We start from the raw sequence: 21,116 nt of genomic DNA on the forward strand, positions 1-21,116 counted from the left end.
AGTTAGTCACACTTTTGAATGGAGCGAATCAATTTTTGGGTCGAGACTGGAATCCCACCGAAAAACACCCGATAGAAATCAGAGCCTCTCACCACCCAGTTGGGCATGAGCGCCATGTTTCCAGATTGTTATTTGTCCAGGATAGTGACGGCGAATACAAGGAATTCGCCATGTTAGGAACCAGAACCGCACAGCTTCCCATTGGAACGAAAGCGCTCTCTTGTATGGTTGGGGTAGAACCTGCTACTGCCAAAGCAACTATTGGACTGCCAGGAAACGAGCCAGTTGAAATTACTATCCGCGAACTCAAGAACTTCTCTTATGCAGGACTTGTTTTTAACGCCGAACCCGTAAACTTAGAATTTGGCACTGTGTCGGTGGCTGACAAAACAGTAAAAATCAAACTTGATGGCAAAACCCTGGGTGAGTTAGACAGTGATTCTGGCCAACAGTTAAAAGAAATTAATTATCTCAAAAATGGTAATCCCCTAAAATTAAAGCTCAAGTCAATTTCTGAAACTGGAGATCAAGCTTTTGTGCTGGGTGAGTCTCCCAATGGGAATCTCCTCAAAATTAATAAAATTAACTTTTATGATTTTTCTGGTCAGACATTCAATGATCAAGATTACCGAAAACTGACTATCGAAACGCCACCTTTAAAAACTAGAGATGCAGTATTTCTCAATGGTGAACCCTTGGGAGTATTGCACTTTAAAAAAGACAAAGACGCGCTTAGACAGCTTGGACTACTCAAAACCGGACAACTTACACCCGCCGACGCTATTATTGAAAGTAATTTTTCTGTGATTTGCGCTCAAATTGACCCTAATACCGTTGAATATCCTACTATTTGGACGAAGGAATTTCAGGCTTTTGGGACTCAATCAGTTAATTCTGAACAACAAGAGATGATTGAGAGTAGTGCTAAAATTCTCCATCATATTAAAGAGCGTCCTACTTTCTTATTTTCTATAGAATCAAACAAAAAACTTGGAGTCATGGGCTTGGCTGTTGACAACCAGAAAGCTGAGACTGTGACTAAATGGTTAACTGCTCAAAAAGTTGAATGGGAGCAAGTACCAACAGAAGATGTTATCAGGGAAACTAAAAAAGGTCTAGCAGTATTTCACTTAGTCAGCAGTTCAATTCCCCCTAAAACTTTGGAGAACATGACCAATAAATTTGGGGCAATTATTGAATCGGATGGTGACTATCAACAAAGAGTTAACTCCTTTGCCACACGACCACAGTTTTTGAAACCTCCATCTCAATCAGCACAATCCCCGCCTCAACAAAGCGCTCAATTCCACCCAAACCAAGATATTCAAAATGTCGCCCCAATAGCCATTAAAGGCAAACCGATTCCGATGAACTACCCTTTAATGATGCATGGTGAGCCGAACCCACTACCTGTAAATACTTGCATTGATGCCATGCGCGGATACGGCAGAACTCATACCACCAGAGCTTATCAACCATACAAACAGTATGGGTTTAAGGAAGGGGATATTGCTCTGGCGACAGGCATTGATAAGCAAGTCGCCTTTCGAGTCGGTAAGCAGTATCAAATCACACCTGATATGATTGCTGACCCCGTTTATCAACAGCAGTGGGCTGATATGGAAAAGCACTCACCCAAGGCATTACCAGAACTGTTCACGGGCAAAGGGCAGGTCTGGGGGCTACATCTTGAACCCTTGGGGGATTATGTGGAGGGTTTTATAGTCCCGTTTCCTGAACCACAAAACAGAGCCGTACCCAACCAAACAGTCCAAACTCAATCAGTTACTATTGATGACTTGAGAAATTGGTATAATGCCGCAGATAAGTTAGGGAAGTCGGAAAATTACAAAAAACGCATTGTAGAAGTGGCTTATGGGTTTAAAGCTGGTGAGCAATTATCAGCCGAAGCATTGACAGTAATGAATAAAGATAAATTTGAACTTGAAGCCATCAGTCGGCTCACTCAAATTGCTCAAAAGATTGGCATGGCCTGGGGTAAATCTGATGAAAATGGTACTAAAGTCCAAGGGAGAATTTATGACTTGGCTTTCAATACCCAGCAGAGAGATTTAACTATTTCGCAGAAAAATGGGGAGGTAATTTTAAACTTGCAATCTGGTCAGGTACAGACTAATAAACTAACTCCACAGATATTACAGACTTTTGAAGATGTTAATACTCAAATTGATAAAATATTAGCTAAATCTCAAATACAACAAGTAGACTTACAAAGATAGATTTGAAGAATTCAGCAGCCAGGAGCCAAGTTGCTTTGCTCCAATTCGTAATTACTAATGGGCTGCGCCCCGCTACGCTCTAAGCAAAGCTATGCCGCAGGCTTTACGTAATCCGTAATTAATAACCCCATGAATAAATTCAGGAGCTTGGAATATGGAGCTTAGGAAAATTCAACTTTCATCGCTACATAAGCATTTGCAAAGCGTTTGTATAGGAGAATTGCTCCGAAATTTGCTCCCAGACAGATGCTTCCTAGTCCCAATAAAATGTATGTGGGAGCCATGACAACTCCAATCATGAACCAAGCAAATACGTGCAGTATGATTAATAAAGCAAAGGTACTGGCAATTGCAGCACTTCGCCAAATCTCAATAGCTGGACGACACAATAATGTCAAACCTATTGTTAACGAGGTAGCAATTAGGTTGGCTGGGATTAAAAAAGCACAAATACCAATGCAGTAAGTGCTTGAGAATACCGTCAAGGTGTTAAAGTCTAACATGAATTCTCCTAGATTAAATTGCCAAATTTTAGATGAATATTTGTCCTGATATCCTCAAGGCTAGTCAGACTTTAAAAGATTTGTAGGTTAGCCGAAACTATGGCGTTACTCAGATATTAGTGAAGACATACTAAAAATTTGAACCACCAAGAAGTTGGTGGTTCTGAGTTATACTTCGTATTAGCTACTAGTCAAGCACTTAAACAGGAAATATTGTCCGGGTAATCAGTGCGCTGGCGAACCCAGAAACACTAAGACCTAGCAAAATACTAGTAAAGAAAAGACCTATTCGAGGGTTAGAATCTAGTTTTTTGTCTTCTCTACCACCTGTAAAGAATAAAGACCAAGCTTGGGAAGCATTGATAGTCTTAAAGCTATTAAAATCAGGTCTGAAAACAACAGAACCAAATAGCTCAGGAGATTTGAAGTCGAAATCATTGTTCATGTAAATAAGTATAACAAATATCTTGTCAAATAGCTAGCTTTATGATAAACGGTTACAGATAAAGGCAAGGTAGATATGTCGAGGGTAGCGATCGTCGGCGTTGAGTGGTGATTTTCCAGAGGGAGCTTCCACCCCTTTTTGTCCTTAAAACTTGCCCATAAATAACCCTTTTAGGGAATGTTTTCATTTGAATGGTCAAGTTGAGGTCGAGGCTGAAACAACGGTAAATTAAGGTTTTTGATAATAAACTTTACCAAACTTTACGACGTGTCCGATTTTGCACATAGACCTCTCGGCGGATACCCTACTATGCCAAATATGCTAAGTACAAAGGTAAAACAACTGCCAATGCTCGATTACGTTAGTGCAGGAATCGCGTTTTACATAACAATGCTTCCAGTACAAGAGTGGATACTAGAATTCCGCCTCGGTTATCTCGGTCGCTACTGGAGCCTGATAAGTGTTGCTGGCTTATTCATTGGCTTTTTGCTCTGTCTGCTGATATTTGTGCCATTGATTATTAACATGACACTAGATCCGTTCAGATATCCAGATCATGTTGTCATGAGTGCGATCGCTGCGGTGATTTTTGGTGCAATACTTTGGCTGGGACAGTGGCTAATACTGCGACAGACTGAGATAACACCCAGGATTTTTGCGCTTATCAACTCAGTGTTTGGAATTTTTGTCTTCTCTGTGTTGGTGTGGCTGAATCAAAAAAGTTTAGAGTGGAGTGGTGGCCCTATTCAAGGCTGGAAAACTGGACTGATCTTTTTAGTCGGTGGTGCAGTTGGAGCCGCGACGGGTAAAGCATTAGATTTTTACTGTTGGCGAATCGAGCAGCGATTAATCAGACTTGAGAGGGAGAGGGTAGAGCAAGAAACCCAAGAGCGGAAAAGGCTTTTGAAAGAAAGAATTGAGAAGGAGAAATTAGCGCAAGAACGCCTAGAAGCAGAGATGGCAGAACGGAAAAGGATACAGCGAGAGGCGGCTCAAGAGCAAGAACGTTTGTGGTACGAAAAACACGGTCAAGACTATGCAGATTATGCAGATTATGAGGATGAGGAAGAGTAACTTTGTGCTGTAATGAACCGATTAAGTCTGTTAAAATTCGCTTTTGCCCTTACTGGGGTTTTTCCTATAAAAAGTCTGTTAATTCTGTTGTGGTTTGAATAAGATTTTGGGTGCGATTCGCTGTCAGGGTAATCGCACTCATTTTCTTGTTCACCCATCTGTACAACTGACATTAATTTTCTTGAGAAAGAAGAGCTTGTAACTGCTGAACTTGTTCAAGACTTAAACCCGTGACTTGTGAGATTTCTTGCACAATCATTCCTCTTTTGAGTAAATTTAATGCAATCTCTTCTCTTGTTTTTTGAGCGCCTTCCTGTTGCCAACTTGTAACAATCTCCATAATTTCCTCCTGTTCATCTAATCCCATTGTACTGATTGCCGCTTGAAAGACCTGTTTCTCAGTATCGTCGAGCCTCAAATACGTATCAACGAACCCAGAAATTAGTTGCATCCTTGCTGGGTCTAATTTTAAGGTCGCCAGCAGCCGCAAACATTCCGCCTTCACCTGTGGACGTTCTTGCTTGGAAATATTCATCTTTGACATTAATGCTGCCGCCACCGGATTTGGCTGCGTGAGAAAATCGCGCCAACTTAAACGATTCAACTGGATTGCTACAAACTGAAATTCCAGCACTTTTAAATCTCCAAAGGTGACGCGATAATTTTGGGGTTCGGCGCGTTTGGGTTCATCAAAAGAAAAAATTACAACTGGGTAAATCGGTAAATCATACTTTTCATGTAGGCGCGCAAAATATTTAAACATCCGCTTTGCAAAGGCTGTTTCAGTGTAAGACTGGTTTTCAACATGAATTAGAAAACAAGTATCTTGCTGTTGATAACGCACCTGCGCCAGTAAATCAATTTCCTTCTTTTCGCCAGAAGTGACATCATTAAATACTTCTTGGGGTAAAAGCTGGATGGAATTACGATCTATTTGGCTGGCTACTTGAGGTAGAAACAAATCAAGAAAATCAATAAAAAACGTAGATAATAATTCTTTGAAAAGGCGGTCGTGGTCAATCATAATATTTATCTTTAACTTTCATAAGAATCATTCTATTTTCAGGTTAAGATTTTTACTAAAGCTCAGTATCGCATATACTAAATATCTCTGCAATCCACTAGAATAAAGAGATGATAATCTGATTTATGTATATTAGCCATTAAAACAGACTTCATGAGATACAAGCTATGAAATTATCAGACTTATCAGCAGAAAGCCTAGAAAAAATTAAGGCAGTTAGATGGGATAGGATTATTGAGAAACATGAAGGGCCAGAGGATTGGGAATCAGTTCTCAGATATGAACAGCCAGACTTTTTGTCAGTTCAAGGATGCCCGATATTATTACCTGTAGATAAATCACATCATCCTAATATCACCATAATTCGGTGTATCTGGAGTATAGATAACAACTCTGTAACTGTTTTTCTGTCTGATACTACCTATGAAGATGATCCTTTTTTCTCTGGATTTATGGCGGTATGCGATCGCTTGAAGGGAGAGGGATTTTTTTTAGCAGTTTTATATCATGAATGGTTTATTATTGAAAGAGCAGGAGTTTTTGAATAATCCTGTTACGTTAGGATTTTCAAATATTATTCAATAATAATTAAACTACTATCTCATTAACTCGGACAACATTTGCTCAAGAATATCTTCCATAATTGACTCGTCCGTGGAGCGCAAAGAAACTGGGCCATCAAGAAATTCTTGAATAGTGATTTTCTTTTCTTTAAAGCCTTTAACAAAATCCCGAATCTCAGAAACGACGTTAATTTGATTGTCAATTGTTTCTACCATATCAGTCATAGCGTCAATACCTTTCTGTGCGCTTTTTCTTGATCTGTTTGAGTAGTGATTGATGTTGTTTTTCTAGAAACTCTAAGCGGATATGTAATTGAGACAGAGCTAGCGGAGTTACTTTAATTGATTGCGATGGAACTGTAGTTTTTCGAGGCATGAAACACGTATGTAAGTTTAAAGTTTAAAATAGAACTGTCGCCTTACTTAGGGAATGCGAAAAAAGACACATCTTGGACTGCCATAATTGCTAGGCGTATTCTGGTTTAATCGCGGATTTTAAAAGTCATTATCCGTAAAGGGAACTATGGATGGTAAAAACTTTTGAAAAGAAGGGTAAAATTGTAATCTTGCTTCATAGTCATCTGTAAGTGATATTTCTAGCTCGATTGTTTGCTGATTTTTTTCATCAAAAAGCAATTGGATTTGATAATTTGTCCAGAATTGCTCACCTAGTTCATCTTCTAAATCGAAAAGCCGTTCTTCATCACCCCATATATTTGACCAAAGTCCGATCCTATTAGCGCGAAAATGATTTTGACCATTAGCATCTCTAATTACAAAATATGCTTCGACATTTAAATCAAATCCCAAGTCATCGACCTCTACCTCTGCTATTTGACAGTTAACCACTATCAAGGTATCGGGGTTAACGTTTACTACCTGGTCTTGGCGCTTTAATAATTCTTGTAATACAAAATCAGGTAATAGCTGAGAACTTCCTTCAAGGGCTTGTTTTTGAGTTTCTGGAGAGTAACGAGTTTTTAACTCTTGCGTGATTAAAGTTAAAATATCTTCACTAGCTAAATTGACAACTATCTTTTTATCTGCGGTATTAAGAAAACTTCCAAGATTCAGATTAATGTGTTTTTTAATTGGCATAATTCTCTAAAATCCTTTTGAACAGTTCATACTCATCTACAAATAAAGCGAAGGCAAGAAAAAATATTACCTAAGCTTCAGTTCTCCGTCTTGATCAAGACGTACTTCCGAGTAATTGCAGGAGTGAAAATCATAATTATAAATGACTGTGATTTGATAGCCTATTATGTTCATGCGCTAATATTTAAAAATGCCACAGTGCTTGACCAATTAACGGATTGGTTGAGTAAGTAACGAACAAATAAATTTTTAATAATATTTATTTCCTCACTGGTCAAATTTGCAGCCAGACGATCTGCATAACTTGGTCGATTAAGATTAGCAGCAAATAAACGCTTGATAAAATTATCAGAGATGTGCATAGGTGTCAAATACTGCTGAAGAACTACTTGTACGCAGTGTCCATTTGAGGCAAAAGCGTGACGCAAATCATCAGCGTCCCAGTTAAGCATGGGGTCAGAGACATCTGTATAAATAGCTTCTTCCGCTAAAACTAATCGCTTATACAATTGGGCATCTAAATTTTGGCTGGGCAGTAAGCGGTAAAACCTTTGGGTATGACGAGGTACTGTCTCAGCTAAAATAAGCTTGACTGAGTGCGGGAGCAATTGAGCTAAAATTTGAGCAGCAAGTCCCTTGTCTAGTTCCGAGGCTAGTACATTGCGCCCAATAATAGAGTCAAACTGTACATTTGGTGCAAGAGATGCCAGCATAGCAGGTATCTGTGCAACAGATGCAGTAAAAACTATTGGTCGCATTGTTTCAGGAAGTGCCGCAGCAAGTTCATTTAAAGCATTGGCATCAGAGCGATTGCGAACACAGGCATAAACCCCACCTTCAGGAACTTGCCGGATTGCTTCCCAAGTAAGTAAACCAGTGGCGGTATTTAGATCCAATACTAAGTGATGACGTTGTAATTGAGCAAAATTGAAAATGCGATCGCGCACAGATGCTAATTGTGTACTGACTTGAGAAAGTGTGCGTTGCAACCAGCGCTCATCTGCTCGGTCAACAGTTCCATAAGTCATGACTTCCATTGGTGCAACACCGATACCTTCTACTATTGCGGCAAGTTGAGCTTCTCGACGACGTGCCACTTGTGTTGCGATTTGATGTTCATAACCTTGGGTTGATGGTTGATAAAACAATTGACCTTGCAAGCTCTTGGGTAAATATTGCTGTTCTACCCAATGATCTCGGTAAGCGTGAGGATAGAGATAACCAGCCCCATGCCCAAAACCTTTTTTATCCCGATTGGCATCTTTAAGGTGAGTAGGGACTTCTGCAACATTTTCAATTTCTACTGCGGCTAAAGCATCAAAAAATCCCATAATGCTATTGGATTTTGGTGCAGTCGCTAAATAAAGTACTGCCTGCGCCAAATGATAACGTCCTTCTGGCATTCCCACGCGGTCAAATGCTTCAGCACAAGCATTTGTAACGACAACTGCTTGTGGGTCAGCTAATCCGACATCTTCGCTAGCAAGAATTAACATCCGCCGGAAAATGAAACGCGGGTCTTCACCTGCATAAACCATTTTGGCCAGCCAATAGAGTGCTGCATCTGGGTCAGAACCCCGTAAGCTTTTGATAAAAGCACTGATGGTATCAAAATTGGTCTTGACCAATAAATTGATCGAGTGTCCGGGGACGCATCCGAGCCGCCAGTGGTGCTTCTTCTTCGGTTATTTTTGTAAGATGCTGGTCAAATAAATCCATTATTAAATACGTCTTCAGAAGTGGAGTTTTTCAAGGCATAAAATATGTGCGTATGCTTTTTCAAGGTAAAAAATTATAACGGCAATTAACATCTAAAAAGAAATTACTTTACGATGTCGTTATCAGCGCTGAAATCAGAACTGATGATTTTTGGTTTTGACTCGCTGGTACAGTTCTTCCATTGTTTCAATAAAGGAAGCATCATTGTGCCAGAAATCAGGAAAATCCCCTTGTTTCTTAATCAAAATTGCACAGATACTACTTGGAGTCGCCACTTCAATAGTTTGTGGTAATCGCTTTGTACCTAACCAAAATTCTCTGGCATTTGGCATTTGGTTAAGAGATTGCTTTTCTAGCTTAGTGTACAGCGAATTAGAAAGTTCTAAAGGAATTTCTTTAGTATTCAATTCCTCAGATAGAGCTTTTCCCAAAGGAGAATCAGCTAGTTTGGCTTGAAGTTCTGCTTTCGATAATCCCCGTAATTCAAATAACAACCAGGGATTATTATCTAATTGAGAAGCCACTAAATAGTAAACTCCAGCAATGTGCTTACAGGGATTAGCATAATCTGGGCAAGAGCATTTAGTTTTGAAATCCTTACTACTATGGGGCAATAAATGTAGTCCCAAATGAGAGAAAGTATCTTCAATATTTTCCGGGACTTCATTTAGAAGCAATCGAGAAATGATACTGGCTTTAGAAGAAAGCTTTTGGATAGCTTCATTCCAACGGGTTTTAGCAATAGGTGTAATCTGAATCTCTATATTATAAGTTGGTTCTTTGTAGACTCCAAAATAGGGATTAACTGAGCCTCTGACTTTGGCAGTAATTTTATTTAAGTCAATCTCAAAGCTTTTGACTTTACCACCGCTAGCATAAGACCGTCCTCTTTTGAGTCGGTTATCATCTGTAAAAGCTTCTAGTGCTTGAATAAAGCGATCGCCCCACCAAGTTCGACTAAATTTAGCCATAATATCTACTCCAAAATTGCACTCTTATTCAATGAAATCAACCGCTTAAAGGCTTCATTATCTAATTCGGTGAGCCAAGATTCATCGCTACCAACAACAGCATTAGAGAGTTTTTTCTTATCTTCAATCATTTGGTCAATTCTCTCTTCTAGAGTTCCAATGGCAACAAATTTATGCACAAAGACATTCTTTTTTTGACCAATACGGAAAGCACGGTCAGTTGCTTGGTCTTCAACTGCTGGGTTCCACCAACGGTCAAAGTGAAAGACATGGTTGGCTTTCGTGAGGGTGATACCTACGCCCCCTGCTTTCAAGGAAAGGATAAAAACCGATGGTTCTGTATTTGGGTCTTGAAATTCGGTAATCATTTGTTCTCGACGTGGGCGACTAGTGCCACCATGCAAATAGTAAGTATTGCAATGCAGACTATGTTTGAGATGTTTTTCAATCTTTTCACCCACTTCCGTAAATTGACTAAAAATAAGTAAACTTTCTCCTTCATCAACTGCCTCCTCAACCATCTCTGCTAACCGACTGAGTTTGTGGGAACGTAGTGGTGAAAAATCACTCCCATCTTGCAGAAATTGGGCTGGATGATTACAAATCTGCTTCAATTTCATCAGGGTTGAAAGAATCAATCCTTTGCGTTGAATTCCCTCTGCTGATTGCAATTGTTTTTCTACATCTAGTACCACCACTTCATAAAGCGATGCTTGCTCTTTGGTCAGGTTAGTGTAAAGTTTTTGTTCAACTTTGTCTGGCAAGTCATTAATAATAGATTGGTCAGTTTTTAACCTTCGCAGAATTAGAGGTTCTACCAGTTTTTTCAAGGTGGCAGATTTCACACGGTCATTGTCTTTTTGAATCGGAATCTCGAAAATTTTCCGAAACTGGGCTTCTTTACCCAAGTAACCAGGATTGAGAAAATTAAAAATTGACCATAAATCCAGTAAGCGGTTTTCTACAGGAGTGCCTGTCAATGCCAGCCGATGTTTAGCTCTTAATTTTAAAATAGCTTTAGTTTGGGCAGCTTTCGGATTTTTAATATTTTGTGCCTCATCCAGTACTAAACGTTGCCACTCGATGCCGCTCAATAACTTTTCATCTTTGCGGACTAGAGTAAAGGAGCTAATTATCACATCGTTTTGTTCACAAGCAGCTTTGAAATCAGCTAGATTTTGTAGCCTAGTGCTACCATGATGCACCATAGTTTTTAAATGAGGTGCGAATTTGGCAATTTCCTTCTGCCAGTTGCCAACAACAGAAGTCGGAGCAATTAATAGTGTGGGCAGGGCAGATAAAGAAGTAATTTTTCCTCCTACTTTCAGAGCTTCATGTAACTCCTTCTCTTGCACTAATCGGGCAATCACCTGCACGGATTTACCTAAACCCATATCGTCTGCCAAACAGCCATTTAATCCCAAGTTTTCTAGATATTGTAGCCAGGAAACACCACGCTTTTGATATTCTCGGAGTGTGCCTTGCAGATTATCAAGTTCAGAAATTGGTTCTAGGCGACTTTTATCTTGTAGCTTTGCTATCATCTCTGACAAAGCTTCGTCATGTTCAATTTCCCATTCTGACCCCAATTCAGCACTGCGTTGTAGAAACTCCAGTAAGGTCATCTGGGGTTGTTCGTTACCGTGGGACTGCCAAAATTCGAGTAACTGCTGCATTTTATCCCGGTCTAATTCCATCCATTGACCGCGAAAATGCACTAGGGGAGTTTTAGCATTAATCAGTTGTTCCCATTCAATAGGTGTGACAGTTTGCTCCCCAATTGCCAACTCATACTGATACTCCACCAGTGAGTCTAAGCCAAAATAGCTTTTTGTTTCCCCTTTCGTTGCAGCAAGTTTGCTACCCGATGCTTTGAGGCGAATTTTGGCGCGACGACGACCTGCCGGAGTATACCAAGCAGGTACAATTACTTTGAATCCTGAGTCTTCCAGTACCCAAGCACTTTCAGTAAGGAAGTCAAATGCTTCATCTAAGGTAATTTGCATTGCGATTGGACTCGCTGTTTCCAACCCAAGCCATAGTTTGGGATACATCCTGGCTGCATACCCCAGATTCAGCAGTAAATTTGTTTCAAAATCTTTACCAAAATCTTTATGTACGCCAGTTTTGGTAAATTGATTCATTGTCCAGTAGTCTGCTAACGCTAACTTCAAGGATGGATCTTGTTTACTGGCTACTAGAAATTGAATTTGCCAATTGTCTATTTGTTCATTATCAGGAGAATGTAACTGGAAGCACAGATGAAAAGGTGAATCAGCTTGAGTGCGGGTAATTTTGGTTTTCCACATCAACCATTGCCGATATTCCTCAAGGGCAGTATTTGTTGTTAGTGGGTTATGCTGACGAGGATAAAAGCAAGATTCAATTAGAGAATCAGCAATTTGTTTGTCAAAAGCGGCTGTTGATGGGGTATGAGTCACTAAATCGTCAAGTACATATTCGGAAAAGTGACGCAATAGTGTTTCTCGATCAAAAAACTCAATAGGATAACTAACTGTTGCTTTACCTGCCACACATATTAGTGGCATATAGTCAATATATTTAAGAATATTTGCTTCATATTGTTCGGAAATAATTTCCCAGGTGGCATAAATTTCAAATGCTGCCTTATCAGTCTTGCTTTTGCCTTTTTTCTTCGGATTTTCCGATGATAACTGTCGATATTTTAGTGCGGGAATAAATTGGTCTTTGAGGATTACTTGTTTAAAACTTTGAGTGTAATGATACCAAAATAATAAATCTGAACCAATTTGAAACTTCTGGGCATTATATATTGCTAAAAAATGGATATCTTTAAGTAGTTTGATAATATTAAGTGCTGTGACATTTTTGGTAGATACTACTGTTTCATAACAATCAATCTGCCAATATTGGAATTCTTCATAGCTATCAGTCAACTCAATTTCTAAATATTTGGTTAATTCTGGTGAGGGTAGGGGCTGATTATTGGTGGTTGGTAAGGCAAAGTATTTAGGAGATATGCGTTGGACAAATTGAGTATTGTGTTCTTTAATTCCCAATTCCTGTACTAAAAAGGCGATTAATTCGGATTTAACCAAATGTCCAGGATGAATTTGTTGACTATTGGTGTGACTTTTTTGGGATAATTGAGTTTCTACCCACAAGTAAAAAGACCCTGACTGAATAAAGTCAGTTTCCTCGTTTGGTATCCAGGTGCCATGAAGTATTCTCATATTTGTGATGCCTCTGGATTCTTTGGAAATTCACGCGCCTTAGAATTACTTTAGCAAACAGAGGTGCTAGAACTATTTTCTTTATGCAAAAGAAAGCGATGACGCTATCGTGCGATCGCTTGACTTACGCACTATAGAAGCAGCAGTCCCATACTTCCCTTACAACTCAAAATCAAGAGTGAAGGTTTGGTCATCAGAATCCTCTTGGTTTTCGATAATAGATGGCTCTTGAGTCGGCTGAATAAGTTTGTTATCTTCAGTATTAGTCGGCGTGAAAGCTACTTGTTGTGTGGGAAATGCACCCTTTCTGAAAGCAAAATAACAATCAATAATAAAGTAGAGCGTCTCTAGGTAACTCTTGCCTAGTTGCTGTGATTCGGCAAATATCCGCTCACGGTAGCTATCTTTGATCCGAACTTTTTCTGGGGTTAAGTCAAGTTTGTCTGCCATTGCGATCACTTAATAGATGTAGATGCTGAATTCTTGGCAGAAATGGTCTTTGCCATCTCTAAAAGCCCAAAGACATTGGCTTCTACCGGATTGTCCAGGATTTTGAAGCCGTTTTTCTCCAACAGCTTCTTAAATCCTGGTAAGAGACAGCCTCCACCAATCGCCCAGATTTCATCCCCCTGGTGCTTGGCATCAAGTGTCAGATTCACCACTTTCTTCAAGTATTTTTCATACCAATCTTTCAAACTTGCACTGTATATATCTTTGATATCGATGTCACGACTGTATCGAGTATGCCCCATTTCCAAACAAAATCGGATTTTGGAGGCATCCCCGATTTTTCCGCCATTCAAATGTTTCATTTTTTGGGAGATATCATCGATGAGAACTTCTACACCTATAGGGTAAGCAGTGTGAACTTCTCGCAGACTCTCCAACTGTATAAGCAGTACCGTTAAAAACTACTCGTCCGGGTACATCTTCCATCTCGGCATTAGTTATATAGCTGGGGACACGAACTACTTCAAAGCCATCGACTAAAAGTTTTAGGCTTCCGTAACCATTATCGAAACCCGCAGGAAAAATTTTTTGTAACGTGTGAATGTTTGACATAGGCTTCAAGTAATACACTTTAATTTGTGAAAATTATCTGTTCAAGTGATCTGCAAGAGCAAGAGAAAGAAGAATAAAATAACTTCCCCTTTTTTGCCTAATCTCAAGAGCTTATCATAACCCCTTGGGGGCTAAATGGGGTACAAAATATTAACCAGTCAAATATACCCCATTTAGCACCTATATGCACCCTATATAGGGGTCAAAATCTCACCAAAGCCTTGAGCTATTATTGGGGTATATATAGCCCCCATATAGCCCCCAACAGGATTTTTTGAAATCTTTTTATCAACGCAGCAAAAATTAATTTAGATCATCGTTGACTTTTTGATTTATACTTTACTGTCAATTTTTTGTTGAAAAGCAATTCAGTTTTGATCTTTAACTTCTTGCTAACTAAGTAATGAGTGCGTTATTACTTGATTACAGGTTCAGCTTTCTCAACTGAATTATCATTTACACCCAAAGTCAATTGCAAAGGAGTTTTTTGGGGGTAAGCTTTTACCACTTGTCGATAAACTTCATAGTTAGTAGGTAGCGTGTTCTGAGAATTACCCACTCCATAGGTCAGTTTGTACTGAACATCTTTCATCAATTCAGGTTTGCCTGCCTCTTCTTGAGATTTTTTACGTTGTTCAACTTCATCAACACTTGGCCGCGGAGGTAAAGTAGGCCACCATAGCCCACGGTCGTCTGGCCCAACAACTGCTCCTGGTGGTTTTACTCCATTCCGATTCACCACTGAAGTATTAGCAAAGTTTTCAATGCGTGGTTGTGGTTGACTAGTTAGGTTATTCGCATACTTAACTTGCCAGGTGTAACTGGTGAGTGCTGTAGCTTCATACTGTTGAACAGTAGTAGTACTGCAACTAGTTAATGTCACTGCGGTTAGTGCAGTTATTATTAAGGGTAAAACTTTCAAATTTTGCATTATCAATCGTGAATATGTTTCACCAATCACTCTTGCTCTTGGTGTGTACTATCATTACTGCCAAGGAGAAGGAATCGCTGTTGTCAAAAGCACCTTACCCGTTGTTAATCTGATAGCCGTCTCCTCACAGCTGGGGCATTGGATTTCTACCTGATTAGTGAAGGACGACCTTTGTATTCTCCCATCACAGGTTCACCAGTGTACTCGCTGATTATTCCCTGGTGACAGTGCCAACACTCCAATATCACGCGCCCCACTTGTTTGTCGCAGTCTAAAAATTGGATATGTTGACAGCGCTCTGGCGGTAACTCTCTTCATCCTCTCAAAGTGTTAATTGGGGCTGTTGCAGTGAATTAGATTTTTTCTTGTCAGGGGAGATACGTTTGGCTTTGCCTTTTTCTAAATGTTGCGGTTTCTTAGAAACCTTCCTCTTTGACGTGAAAAGGAGGCACCGTTTGGGCTTGCTACTCTACTGATGGCGACTCATCACTGGGAGTTGGGTCTGCCTGAAGTGTAACCGGGGGTTGCTCTACTGGTCGGTAAGCAACAAGTTCAGGCTTTCGGCTTGAGTTGTTGGATTTTGGCTGAGGGAAAAAGTGGTTTGGATGAACGTTGGATAGATTTCATTGACATTTCTGTTTAACTGAACTTACCCGAACTGTGGAACAATCGTATTTTAACTGTCAATTTATCTATTTTGAAGGCTGTGGCATTACTTAATAAGTAAAGTATCCTTAACGTTTTAGGTAAAATAATCTCGTGGTATCAGCCTGTTAGCTAAGACATTCTAATCACAAGTGATAAATCATTAGTAGTACGATCATCAGGCTTCTACTTGACTCCGGTTGTTGAAGTTGTATATAGAATGACCCAAAACGTTTTGGGTCAGCAGCACAAATATCTATAAAGTCTCTAATTAAGTAAACAACTTCACTAGAGCAAGGTAGAATCTTTTCATTCACGAGTAACGGAAACAGAATTTTGGCGACCAAATTTGTAACACTGACTGCTTTTAAAGGGGGTGTGGGCAAAACTACCTCAGCAGTGTGTCTGGCTTGCCTGTTCGCACAGAAAGGATATAAAGTTTTGCTCATTGATTATGATCCTAATCGTTCAGCATCCGTTTGGGGATCTCGCGGCTATCTACCCTTTCAAGTTGCTACAGAAAATACAGCTAACCGAATAATGGCAAAAGAGAACTTTGATTTTATTGTCATTGACACTCCTGCACGACCAAGTTCTGCTGAGATTAAAGAGCTAGTTGACGGATGTGATTTGCTTTTAGCTATTACAACTCCTTCTGCTCTCTCAATGAGTGCTTTAAATATGATGGTTCAAAGTTTTCCACCAAAAACTAAATATTCTGTTTTATTAACTGTTGTACCTCCATCATCAGAGCCGGATGGGGAAATCGCTTTTCATACCCTTAGAGAACAAGGTTTACCTGTGTTAGAACAAGGGATTCAACGGTTGAAAGTTTATGAACATGCATCTGCCGAAGGGAAGCCAATTTATGAAATTAAAAGAGGAGGAAAAAAAGCATGGGAAGATTGGAAGGAACTAGCAAAGCTGGAACCAATCAAAGACTTGCTAACCTAAAACAGATTTTAAGCTTTACTCCTGATAGGGACGAGAGCGAGATCATTCCAAATGAATTAGGCAAGGATTCAGGAGTAGTATGGATACCCCGTAGTAAAATTCATCTAAGTTTCAGTTTTGTGCCAGGTGGACAGCCTGTGCGCTACTACTATGACCAGGATGAACTAAAAGCTTGGGCGCTAAATGACCTGAAACCGAATGGTATTCACTCTCCATTATGGGTTCGTCCACTAAGTAATACGTTGCCTGATGAATATGAACTTGTTGCTGGAAAACGCCGCTATCATGGTTCTGAGTTTGCAGAAATAGATCCACTTCCTGTCAGAATCTTTAACTGGAATAACCTTGAAGCTTTCAAAGCATCACTTGCAGAAAACAAAAATCGTCGAGATTTTAGTGCCTTAGAAGATTTAGATGGTACTTTGAAACTCCTTTCTTTAGCAATTGAAGCAACTGTTGAAGAAGCTATAAGTCTGCTGTATCAAATAGATAATCTCAAACGTCGCTCAGGTATTCAAAGCGTTTTAGATCATCCTCAGTTTGACAAAATTCAAGCAGTCTTTGCATTTTGTGGTGGAATTACCTGGGAATCTTTTGTTAAAACTAGGCTTCCTTTGTTAAAAAAACCTCAAGAAATTCTGGAAGCTGTTCGTCAAGGAAAAATTGAATACACCAAAGGAATAGAGATTGCAAAAATCGACGACCCTGGTATCAGGCAAGAACTTTTATGGGAAGCAATTGCCAACAATCTTTCACTTGCTGAAATTAAAAAAAGGGTTAAAGCTCTTAAACCAAGTTCAGAAAACCCTATCCGAACTAGATTAGATAGTGCTTACAAGCAATTCAAAAAAGCTCTGAAAAATATTGAAAAAGATCCACATCAACTCCAAGAAGCGGAAAGCTTGCTAGTTAAAATAGAAGAATTTTTACAAGAAAAGTGACCCAAAACATTTTGGGTCATTTAGCAAGGCAGCTTACAGTTGGAGTTTTAGAGAGATCCCAAAGATAAAAGCTCTCTTCCGAATTAGATAGGAGAGTTTGTACACTTTTATATTTCTGGGGATGAAAGCCCGTTCGCCCAGTGTCCGGTGGATAAGGGCTTTCATGGATGCCTGAAGATTTATTATAGAAACATCCGGTAAAAGTATATGTTTTAGTACTCATGTACTACAATTGATAGAATTGCAGGCTTATAATAATGTGCGGCATTTTTAAATAAGCAATGTCCACTACCCCAGCCCACTCCCAACAGCAAGTTAATGCTTCTCTCCAACATGAAACCATTACTGGAGTAGTTGAAAGACTCACTTTTTATTCCCAGGAGTCAGGCTACACTGTGGCACGCTTAACCCGCGCCAGAGCCACTGACTTAACCACAATCATAGGCAGCTTTGCTAACATCCAGCCAGGGCAGACTTTACAACTAACTGGTTTCTGGCGTGACCATCCACAATTTGGGCCACAGTTCCAAGTAGTCAACTACAAAGAAACCAAACCAGCTACTCTCACTGGAATTGAAAAATATTTGGGTAGTGGTTTAATAAAAGGTGTAGGCCCAGTCACAGCAAGACGGATTGTTGCTCACTTCGGTTTAGAAACGCTCGACATTATCGAAAACCAGATTGAACGGCTGATTGAAGTCCAGGGTATTGCCAAAAAGCGGATTAAGTTAATTAAAAATGCCTGGGAGACACAGAAAGCCATAAAAGAAGTGATGGTGTTTCTCCAAGGGCATGGCGTTTCTACCACTTATGCTGTGAAGATTTACAAGCAATATAAGGATGAGGCGATCGCCACTGTTACCAAAAACCCATACCAGTTGGCAGCCGACATCTACGGTATTGGCTTTCTGACTGCTGACAAGATTGCGAGAAATATAAGAATTGCCCCGGATTCAGAATTTCGTTACCGTGCAGGAATTATCCACTGTTTAAGTGAAGCTGCCGAAGATGGGCACTGTTACCTGCCACAAAGCGAATTGATTGAGTCGGTAATAAAACTACTGACAACCGAATCTCATCAGCCCACAGAAGAAGCAATTGCACAAATCATCAAAGATATGGCTCTAACAGATGAACTGATTAGAGAGCGGGATGAAGAGAAAACACTACTTTGTTACAAACCGACTTACTTCCATACGGAACAGAATTTAGCTCAACTGATACGCCAACGCTTGGAAAAACCTGTTGGCACTGACATTGAACGCGTGCGTGATTGGATTGACCGCTTTACTGCTAGCCGTAAAATTCAGCTTTCAGAACAGCAACGCCAAGCTGTAGAAACAGCAGCCTATTCCAAAATCATGATCCTCACTGGTGGCCCTGGCGTTGGAAAGACTTTTACCACTCACACCATTGTCAGCCTGTGGAAAGCAATGGGTAAATCTATTGCTCTAGCTGCACCCACTGGACGGGCTGCTCAACGCTTAGGTGAAATGACTGGGCTGGAAGCTAAAACTATTCATCGCTTGTTAGAATTTGACCCCCGCTCAAGGGGTTTCAAGCGCGATAGCGAAAATCCTTTACCCCACACGGCAATTATCGCTGACGAAGCTTCGATGCTTGATTTGTTTCTGGCTTACTCCTTGGTTAAAGCAGTATTGGCTGGCGCTCTACTATTGTTGGTGGGTGACATTGACCAGTTACCATCTGTGGGCCCAGGTCAAATACTCGCTGATTTGATTAATTCTGGTTGCGTGCCAGTAGTGCGGTTAACTCAGGTATTCCGCCAAGCTCAAACAAGTGCCATTGTCACTGCTGCTCACCAAATTAATCGAGGAATTTATCCGACGATTGAACCGATTTCTGACAATCCTGTGTCCGACTGTATTTGGCATGGGGGCGGACATCAGCCCGAACATGGTGTACAGGCAATCTGCGAGTTGATTACCGATTTAATTCCCCGCTTAGGTTTTAATCCTGCCACTGATGTCCAAGTGCTATGCCCGATGACACGGGGAGTAATCGGGACTCGTAACCTGAACACAGTATTGCAGCAGTTGATCAACCCACCCAGCCCCAGCAAGGTAGAGATTAATAGAGGTGGGAATTTGTTACGCGAGGGCGATCGCATCATTCAGCTAACCAACGACTACAACCGCGAAGTCTTCAACGGCGACTTGGGAATAATCCTCACCATTGATACTGTCGAGCAGGAAGTTACAGTACTGTATGGTGAGCGGACTGTGGTTTACGATTATGCTGACCTTAATGAAATTGCTCTTGCCTGGAGCATTTCTATTCATAAAAGCCAGGGGTCAGAGTATCCGGTGGTGATTCTGCCAATCTATATGCAGCACTACATGATGTTGACCCGGAACCTGTTTTACACCGGGCTGACCCGTGCCAAGAAGTTAGCGATCGTAGTTGGCGCAAAAAAAGCGATATCTCTGGCAGTGCGCTCTACTGATGACCAACGGCGGTACACAAGGTTACAGCAGAGGTTACTTCAGGCAGGGCTACATTGGTGATATGTTTTGGTTCTTCAAAATAGAAAATTTTAATGAGCTATTTGATTTATACTTTTAAATCCCCTGGTTTAAAAAAGTCGAAAAGTTTGTATGTCCAGCCTGAGTTCCGACATGGTTCGCATCTATTTGCAAGAAATTGGTCAGTATCCTTTATTAAAGCCAGAGGAAGAAATCGCTTATGCTAGGCAGGTACAACAGATGATTGCCATTGAGCAATCTAAAAATGAACTCACTCAACAGCTAGACCGCGAACCAACAATGACAGAATTAGCCAACGCTGTTGAAAAAACCGAAGCACAAATCCGAGCAGCACTACACCTTGGTCAAAAAGCTAAACAAAAAATGGTAACAGCTAACCTGCGACTAGTAGTTTCTGTTGCCAAGAAATACCAGAACCGCAATTTGGAATTCTTAGATTTGATCCAAGAAGGAGCAATAGGTTTACAAAGGGGTATAGAAAAGTTTGATCCCAACCGGGGCTATAAGCTATCGACCTATGCTTATTGGTGGATTCGCCAAGAGATTACACGCGCTATAGCAGAACAATCGCGCACTATTAGATTACCTATTCATCTCACTGAAATACTTAATAAAATTAAGAAAGTACAGCGAGAAAGCTTTCAAAAACTCGGTCGCCATGCCACTGCTGAAGAAATTGCAACACTCTTAAACATAAGCACAGATAAGCTTCGAGAATATCTCGCCGCCTCTCGAACAGCCATCTCTTTAAATAAACAAGTCGGAGATGAGAAAGAAACAGAATTGGGCGAAATTTTAGCAGACGTTAGCACTTCACCAGAAAAACTGCTCACCCAAGAACTTCTATCGCAAGACGTAGCTAAATTCTTAGAACCATTGACACCTATACAGCGTCAAGTGTTGACTTTAAGCTTTGGGCTAGAGAACGATCAGCATTTCAATCTCGCTCAGATTGGCCAACAGCTAAACCTCAGCCGAGAGCGGATTCGTCAAATCCAGGTTAAAGCTATAAGTATTCTCCGCCATCGACAAAACGATATGCAAGAGTATTTATTTGAATGAACTACCCACAGTTCAGGCGGAGTCATAGCCGGGTGATTTGTTGTCTCTTGGGTGAATGAAGCAGTGCGCTGATTCGCCAAACCTAACTCAAACTGGTAAAAAGTAACTCTAATGAATTGACATTAAACATATTTTCTTCTCCGATTTCTCTGTAGGATTAAG

Annotated in this window: 16 protein-coding genes and 3 pseudogenes; 7 read left to right on the plus strand and 12 right to left on the minus strand. The window is 40.3% G+C overall.

The genetic code is table 11. From position 1 onward, the window contains the following. A pseudogene (locus tag RRG12_RS21615) lies at nucleotides 1–2,240 on the plus strand (hypothetical protein); the annotation flags it as partial. 161 nt (nucleotides 2,241–2,401) lie between these two features. On the opposite strand, the gene RRG12_RS21620 reads toward RRG12_RS21615, so the two are convergent. Beyond that, nucleotides 2,402–2,743 carry a hypothetical protein gene (locus RRG12_RS21620; protein ID WP_069074522.1) on the minus strand — a complete coding sequence of 114 codons (342 nt, stop codon included), beginning with the start codon at nucleotides 2,741–2,743 and terminating at the stop codon, nucleotides 2,402–2,404. Between the two features lie 199 nt (nucleotides 2,744–2,942). After that, on the minus strand, nucleotides 2,943–3,188 hold the full coding sequence (locus RRG12_RS21625) for a hypothetical protein (RefSeq protein WP_420760655.1): 246 nt from the start codon (nucleotides 3,186–3,188) through the stop codon (nucleotides 2,943–2,945). A gap of 309 nt (nucleotides 3,189–3,497) precedes the next feature. Here RRG12_RS21625 and RRG12_RS21630 point away from each other — a divergent pair, with 309 nt between their 5' ends. After that, nucleotides 3,498–4,262, plus strand: a complete 765-nt coding sequence (locus RRG12_RS21630; RefSeq protein ID WP_420760656.1) for a hypothetical protein — start codon at nucleotides 3,498–3,500, stop codon at nucleotides 4,260–4,262. A 172-nt stretch (nucleotides 4,263–4,434) separates the two neighbouring features. On the opposite strand, the gene RRG12_RS21635 is transcribed toward RRG12_RS21630, so the two are convergent. Further along, nucleotides 4,435–5,286, minus strand: a complete 852-nt coding sequence (locus RRG12_RS21635) for an Rpn family recombination-promoting nuclease/putative transposase (RefSeq protein WP_069074519.1) — start codon at nucleotides 5,284–5,286, stop codon at nucleotides 4,435–4,437. A gap of 167 nt (nucleotides 5,287–5,453) precedes the next feature. Here RRG12_RS21635 and RRG12_RS21640 point away from each other — a divergent pair, with 167 nt between their 5' ends. Continuing rightward, nucleotides 5,454–5,834 carry a hypothetical protein gene (locus RRG12_RS21640; RefSeq protein WP_420760657.1) on the plus strand — a complete coding sequence of 127 codons (381 nt, stop codon included), beginning with the start codon at nucleotides 5,454–5,456 and terminating at the stop codon, nucleotides 5,832–5,834. 48 nt (nucleotides 5,835–5,882) lie between these two features. Here RRG12_RS21640 and RRG12_RS21645 read toward each other — a convergent pair whose 3' ends face one another. The 9 genes and pseudogenes from RRG12_RS21645 to RRG12_RS21685 all read right to left on the minus strand — a co-directional run bounded on the left by RRG12_RS21645 (nucleotide 5,883) and on the right by RRG12_RS21685 (nucleotide 14,845). Then, nucleotides 5,883–6,074, minus strand: a complete 192-nt coding sequence (locus RRG12_RS21645) for a hypothetical protein (protein ID WP_420760658.1) — start codon at nucleotides 6,072–6,074, stop codon at nucleotides 5,883–5,885. Nucleotides 6,075–6,087: 13 nt separating this feature from the next. Beyond that, nucleotides 6,088–6,225, minus strand: a pseudogene (locus RRG12_RS21650) (molecular chaperone DnaJ); the annotation flags it as partial. Nucleotides 6,226–6,344: 119 nt separating this feature from the next. Then, the gene (locus tag RRG12_RS21655) at nucleotides 6,345–6,947 is read right to left on the minus strand and encodes a hypothetical protein (protein ID WP_256091383.1); all 603 of its coding nucleotides are present in this window, start codon (nucleotides 6,945–6,947) and stop codon (nucleotides 6,345–6,347) included. Nucleotides 6,948–7,117: 170 nt separating this feature from the next. Continuing rightward, a complete protein-coding gene (locus RRG12_RS21660; RefSeq protein ID WP_420760659.1) occupies nucleotides 7,118–8,575 on the minus strand; it encodes an AAA family ATPase in 1,458 nt (485 codons plus the stop codon). Nucleotides 8,576–8,800: 225 nt separating this feature from the next. Beyond that, entirely contained in the window at nucleotides 8,801–9,637 is an 837-nt protein-coding gene (locus RRG12_RS21665) for an SWIM zinc finger family protein (protein WP_420760660.1), read from the minus strand. Between the two features lie 5 nt (nucleotides 9,638–9,642). Continuing rightward, nucleotides 9,643–12,852 carry a DEAD/DEAH box helicase gene (locus tag RRG12_RS21670; RefSeq protein ID WP_420760661.1) on the minus strand — a complete coding sequence of 1,070 codons (3,210 nt, stop codon included), beginning with the start codon at nucleotides 12,850–12,852 and terminating at the stop codon, nucleotides 9,643–9,645. 159 nt (nucleotides 12,853–13,011) lie between these two features. Continuing rightward, nucleotides 13,012–13,302: a hypothetical protein gene (locus RRG12_RS21675; RefSeq protein ID WP_069074513.1), complete on the minus strand. Its 291-nt coding sequence runs from the start codon at nucleotides 13,300–13,302 to the stop codon at nucleotides 13,012–13,014. A 5-nt stretch (nucleotides 13,303–13,307) separates the two neighbouring features. After that, a pseudogene (locus RRG12_RS21680) lies at nucleotides 13,308–13,914 on the minus strand (hypothetical protein). Between the two features lie 415 nt (nucleotides 13,915–14,329). Then, the gene (locus RRG12_RS21685; protein ID WP_420760662.1) at nucleotides 14,330–14,845 is read right to left on the minus strand and encodes a hypothetical protein; all 516 of its coding nucleotides are present in this window, start codon (nucleotides 14,843–14,845) and stop codon (nucleotides 14,330–14,332) included. Between the two features lie 981 nt (nucleotides 14,846–15,826). On the opposite strand from RRG12_RS21685, the gene RRG12_RS21690 reads away from it, so the two are divergent. The 4 genes from RRG12_RS21690 to RRG12_RS21705 all read left to right on the plus strand — a co-directional run bounded on the left by RRG12_RS21690 (nucleotide 15,827) and on the right by RRG12_RS21705 (nucleotide 20,954). Then, nucleotides 15,827–16,444 (plus strand): ParA family protein, encoded by a 618-nt coding sequence (locus RRG12_RS21690; RefSeq protein WP_163937133.1) that lies wholly within the window; start codon nucleotides 15,827–15,829, stop codon nucleotides 16,442–16,444. Next, the gene (locus tag RRG12_RS21695) at nucleotides 16,387–17,385 is read left to right on the plus strand and encodes a ParB/RepB/Spo0J family partition protein (protein WP_420760663.1); all 999 of its coding nucleotides are present in this window, start codon (nucleotides 16,387–16,389) and stop codon (nucleotides 17,383–17,385) included. The genes RRG12_RS21690 and RRG12_RS21695 overlap by 58 nt, the downstream gene beginning before the upstream one ends. 281 nt (nucleotides 17,386–17,666) lie before the next feature. After that, complete coding sequence (locus RRG12_RS21700) at nucleotides 17,667–19,913, plus strand: ATP-dependent RecD-like DNA helicase (protein ID WP_420760664.1); 2,247 nt, start codon at nucleotides 17,667–17,669, stop codon at nucleotides 19,911–19,913. Nucleotides 19,914–20,003: 90 nt separating this feature from the next. After that, nucleotides 20,004–20,954, plus strand: coding sequence for an RpoD/SigA family RNA polymerase sigma factor (locus RRG12_RS21705; protein ID WP_420760665.1), 951 nt, complete (start codon nucleotides 20,004–20,006; stop codon nucleotides 20,952–20,954). Nucleotides 20,955–21,116 lie beyond the last annotated feature (162 nt).

Source organism: Nostoc sp. CALU 546, from assembly GCF_048836525.1.

Bases quoted from the DNA above. Each gene is read 5' to 3' on its own strand.
- RRG12_RS21620 (WP_069074522.1), bottom strand. From the start codon at position 2,743: ATGTTAGACTTTAACACCTTGACGGTATTCTCAAGCACTTACTGCATT.
- RRG12_RS21625 (WP_420760655.1), bottom strand. From the start codon at position 3,188: ATGAACAATGATTTCGACTTCAAATCTCCTGAGCTATTTGGTTCTGTT.
- RRG12_RS21630 (WP_420760656.1), top strand. From the start codon at position 3,498: ATGCCAAATATGCTAAGTACAAAGGTAAAACAACTGCCAATGCTCGAT.
- RRG12_RS21635 (WP_069074519.1), bottom strand. From the start codon at position 5,286: ATGATTGACCACGACCGCCTTTTCAAAGAATTATTATCTACGTTTTTT.
- RRG12_RS21640 (WP_420760657.1), top strand. From the start codon at position 5,454: ATGAAATTATCAGACTTATCAGCAGAAAGCCTAGAAAAAATTAAGGCA.
- RRG12_RS21645 (WP_420760658.1), bottom strand. From the start codon at position 6,074: ATGACTGATATGGTAGAAACAATTGACAATCAAATTAACGTCGTTTCT.
- RRG12_RS21655 (WP_256091383.1), bottom strand. From the start codon at position 6,947: ATGCCAATTAAAAAACACATTAATCTGAATCTTGGAAGTTTTCTTAAT.
- RRG12_RS21665 (WP_420760660.1), bottom strand. From the start codon at position 9,637: ATGGCTAAATTTAGTCGAACTTGGTGGGGCGATCGCTTTATTCAAGCA.
- RRG12_RS21670 (WP_420760661.1), bottom strand. From the start codon at position 12,852: ATGAGAATACTTCATGGCACCTGGATACCAAACGAGGAAACTGACTTT.
- RRG12_RS21675 (WP_069074513.1), bottom strand. From the start codon at position 13,302: ATGGCAGACAAACTTGACTTAACCCCAGAAAAAGTTCGGATCAAAGAT.
- RRG12_RS21685 (WP_420760662.1), bottom strand. From the start codon at position 14,845: ATGCAAAATTTGAAAGTTTTACCCTTAATAATAACTGCACTAACCGCA.
- RRG12_RS21695 (WP_420760663.1), top strand. From the start codon at position 16,387: ATGGGAAGATTGGAAGGAACTAGCAAAGCTGGAACCAATCAAAGACTT.
- RRG12_RS21700 (WP_420760664.1), top strand. From the start codon at position 17,667: ATGTCCACTACCCCAGCCCACTCCCAACAGCAAGTTAATGCTTCTCTC.
- RRG12_RS21705 (WP_420760665.1), top strand. From the start codon at position 20,004: ATGTCCAGCCTGAGTTCCGACATGGTTCGCATCTATTTGCAAGAAATT.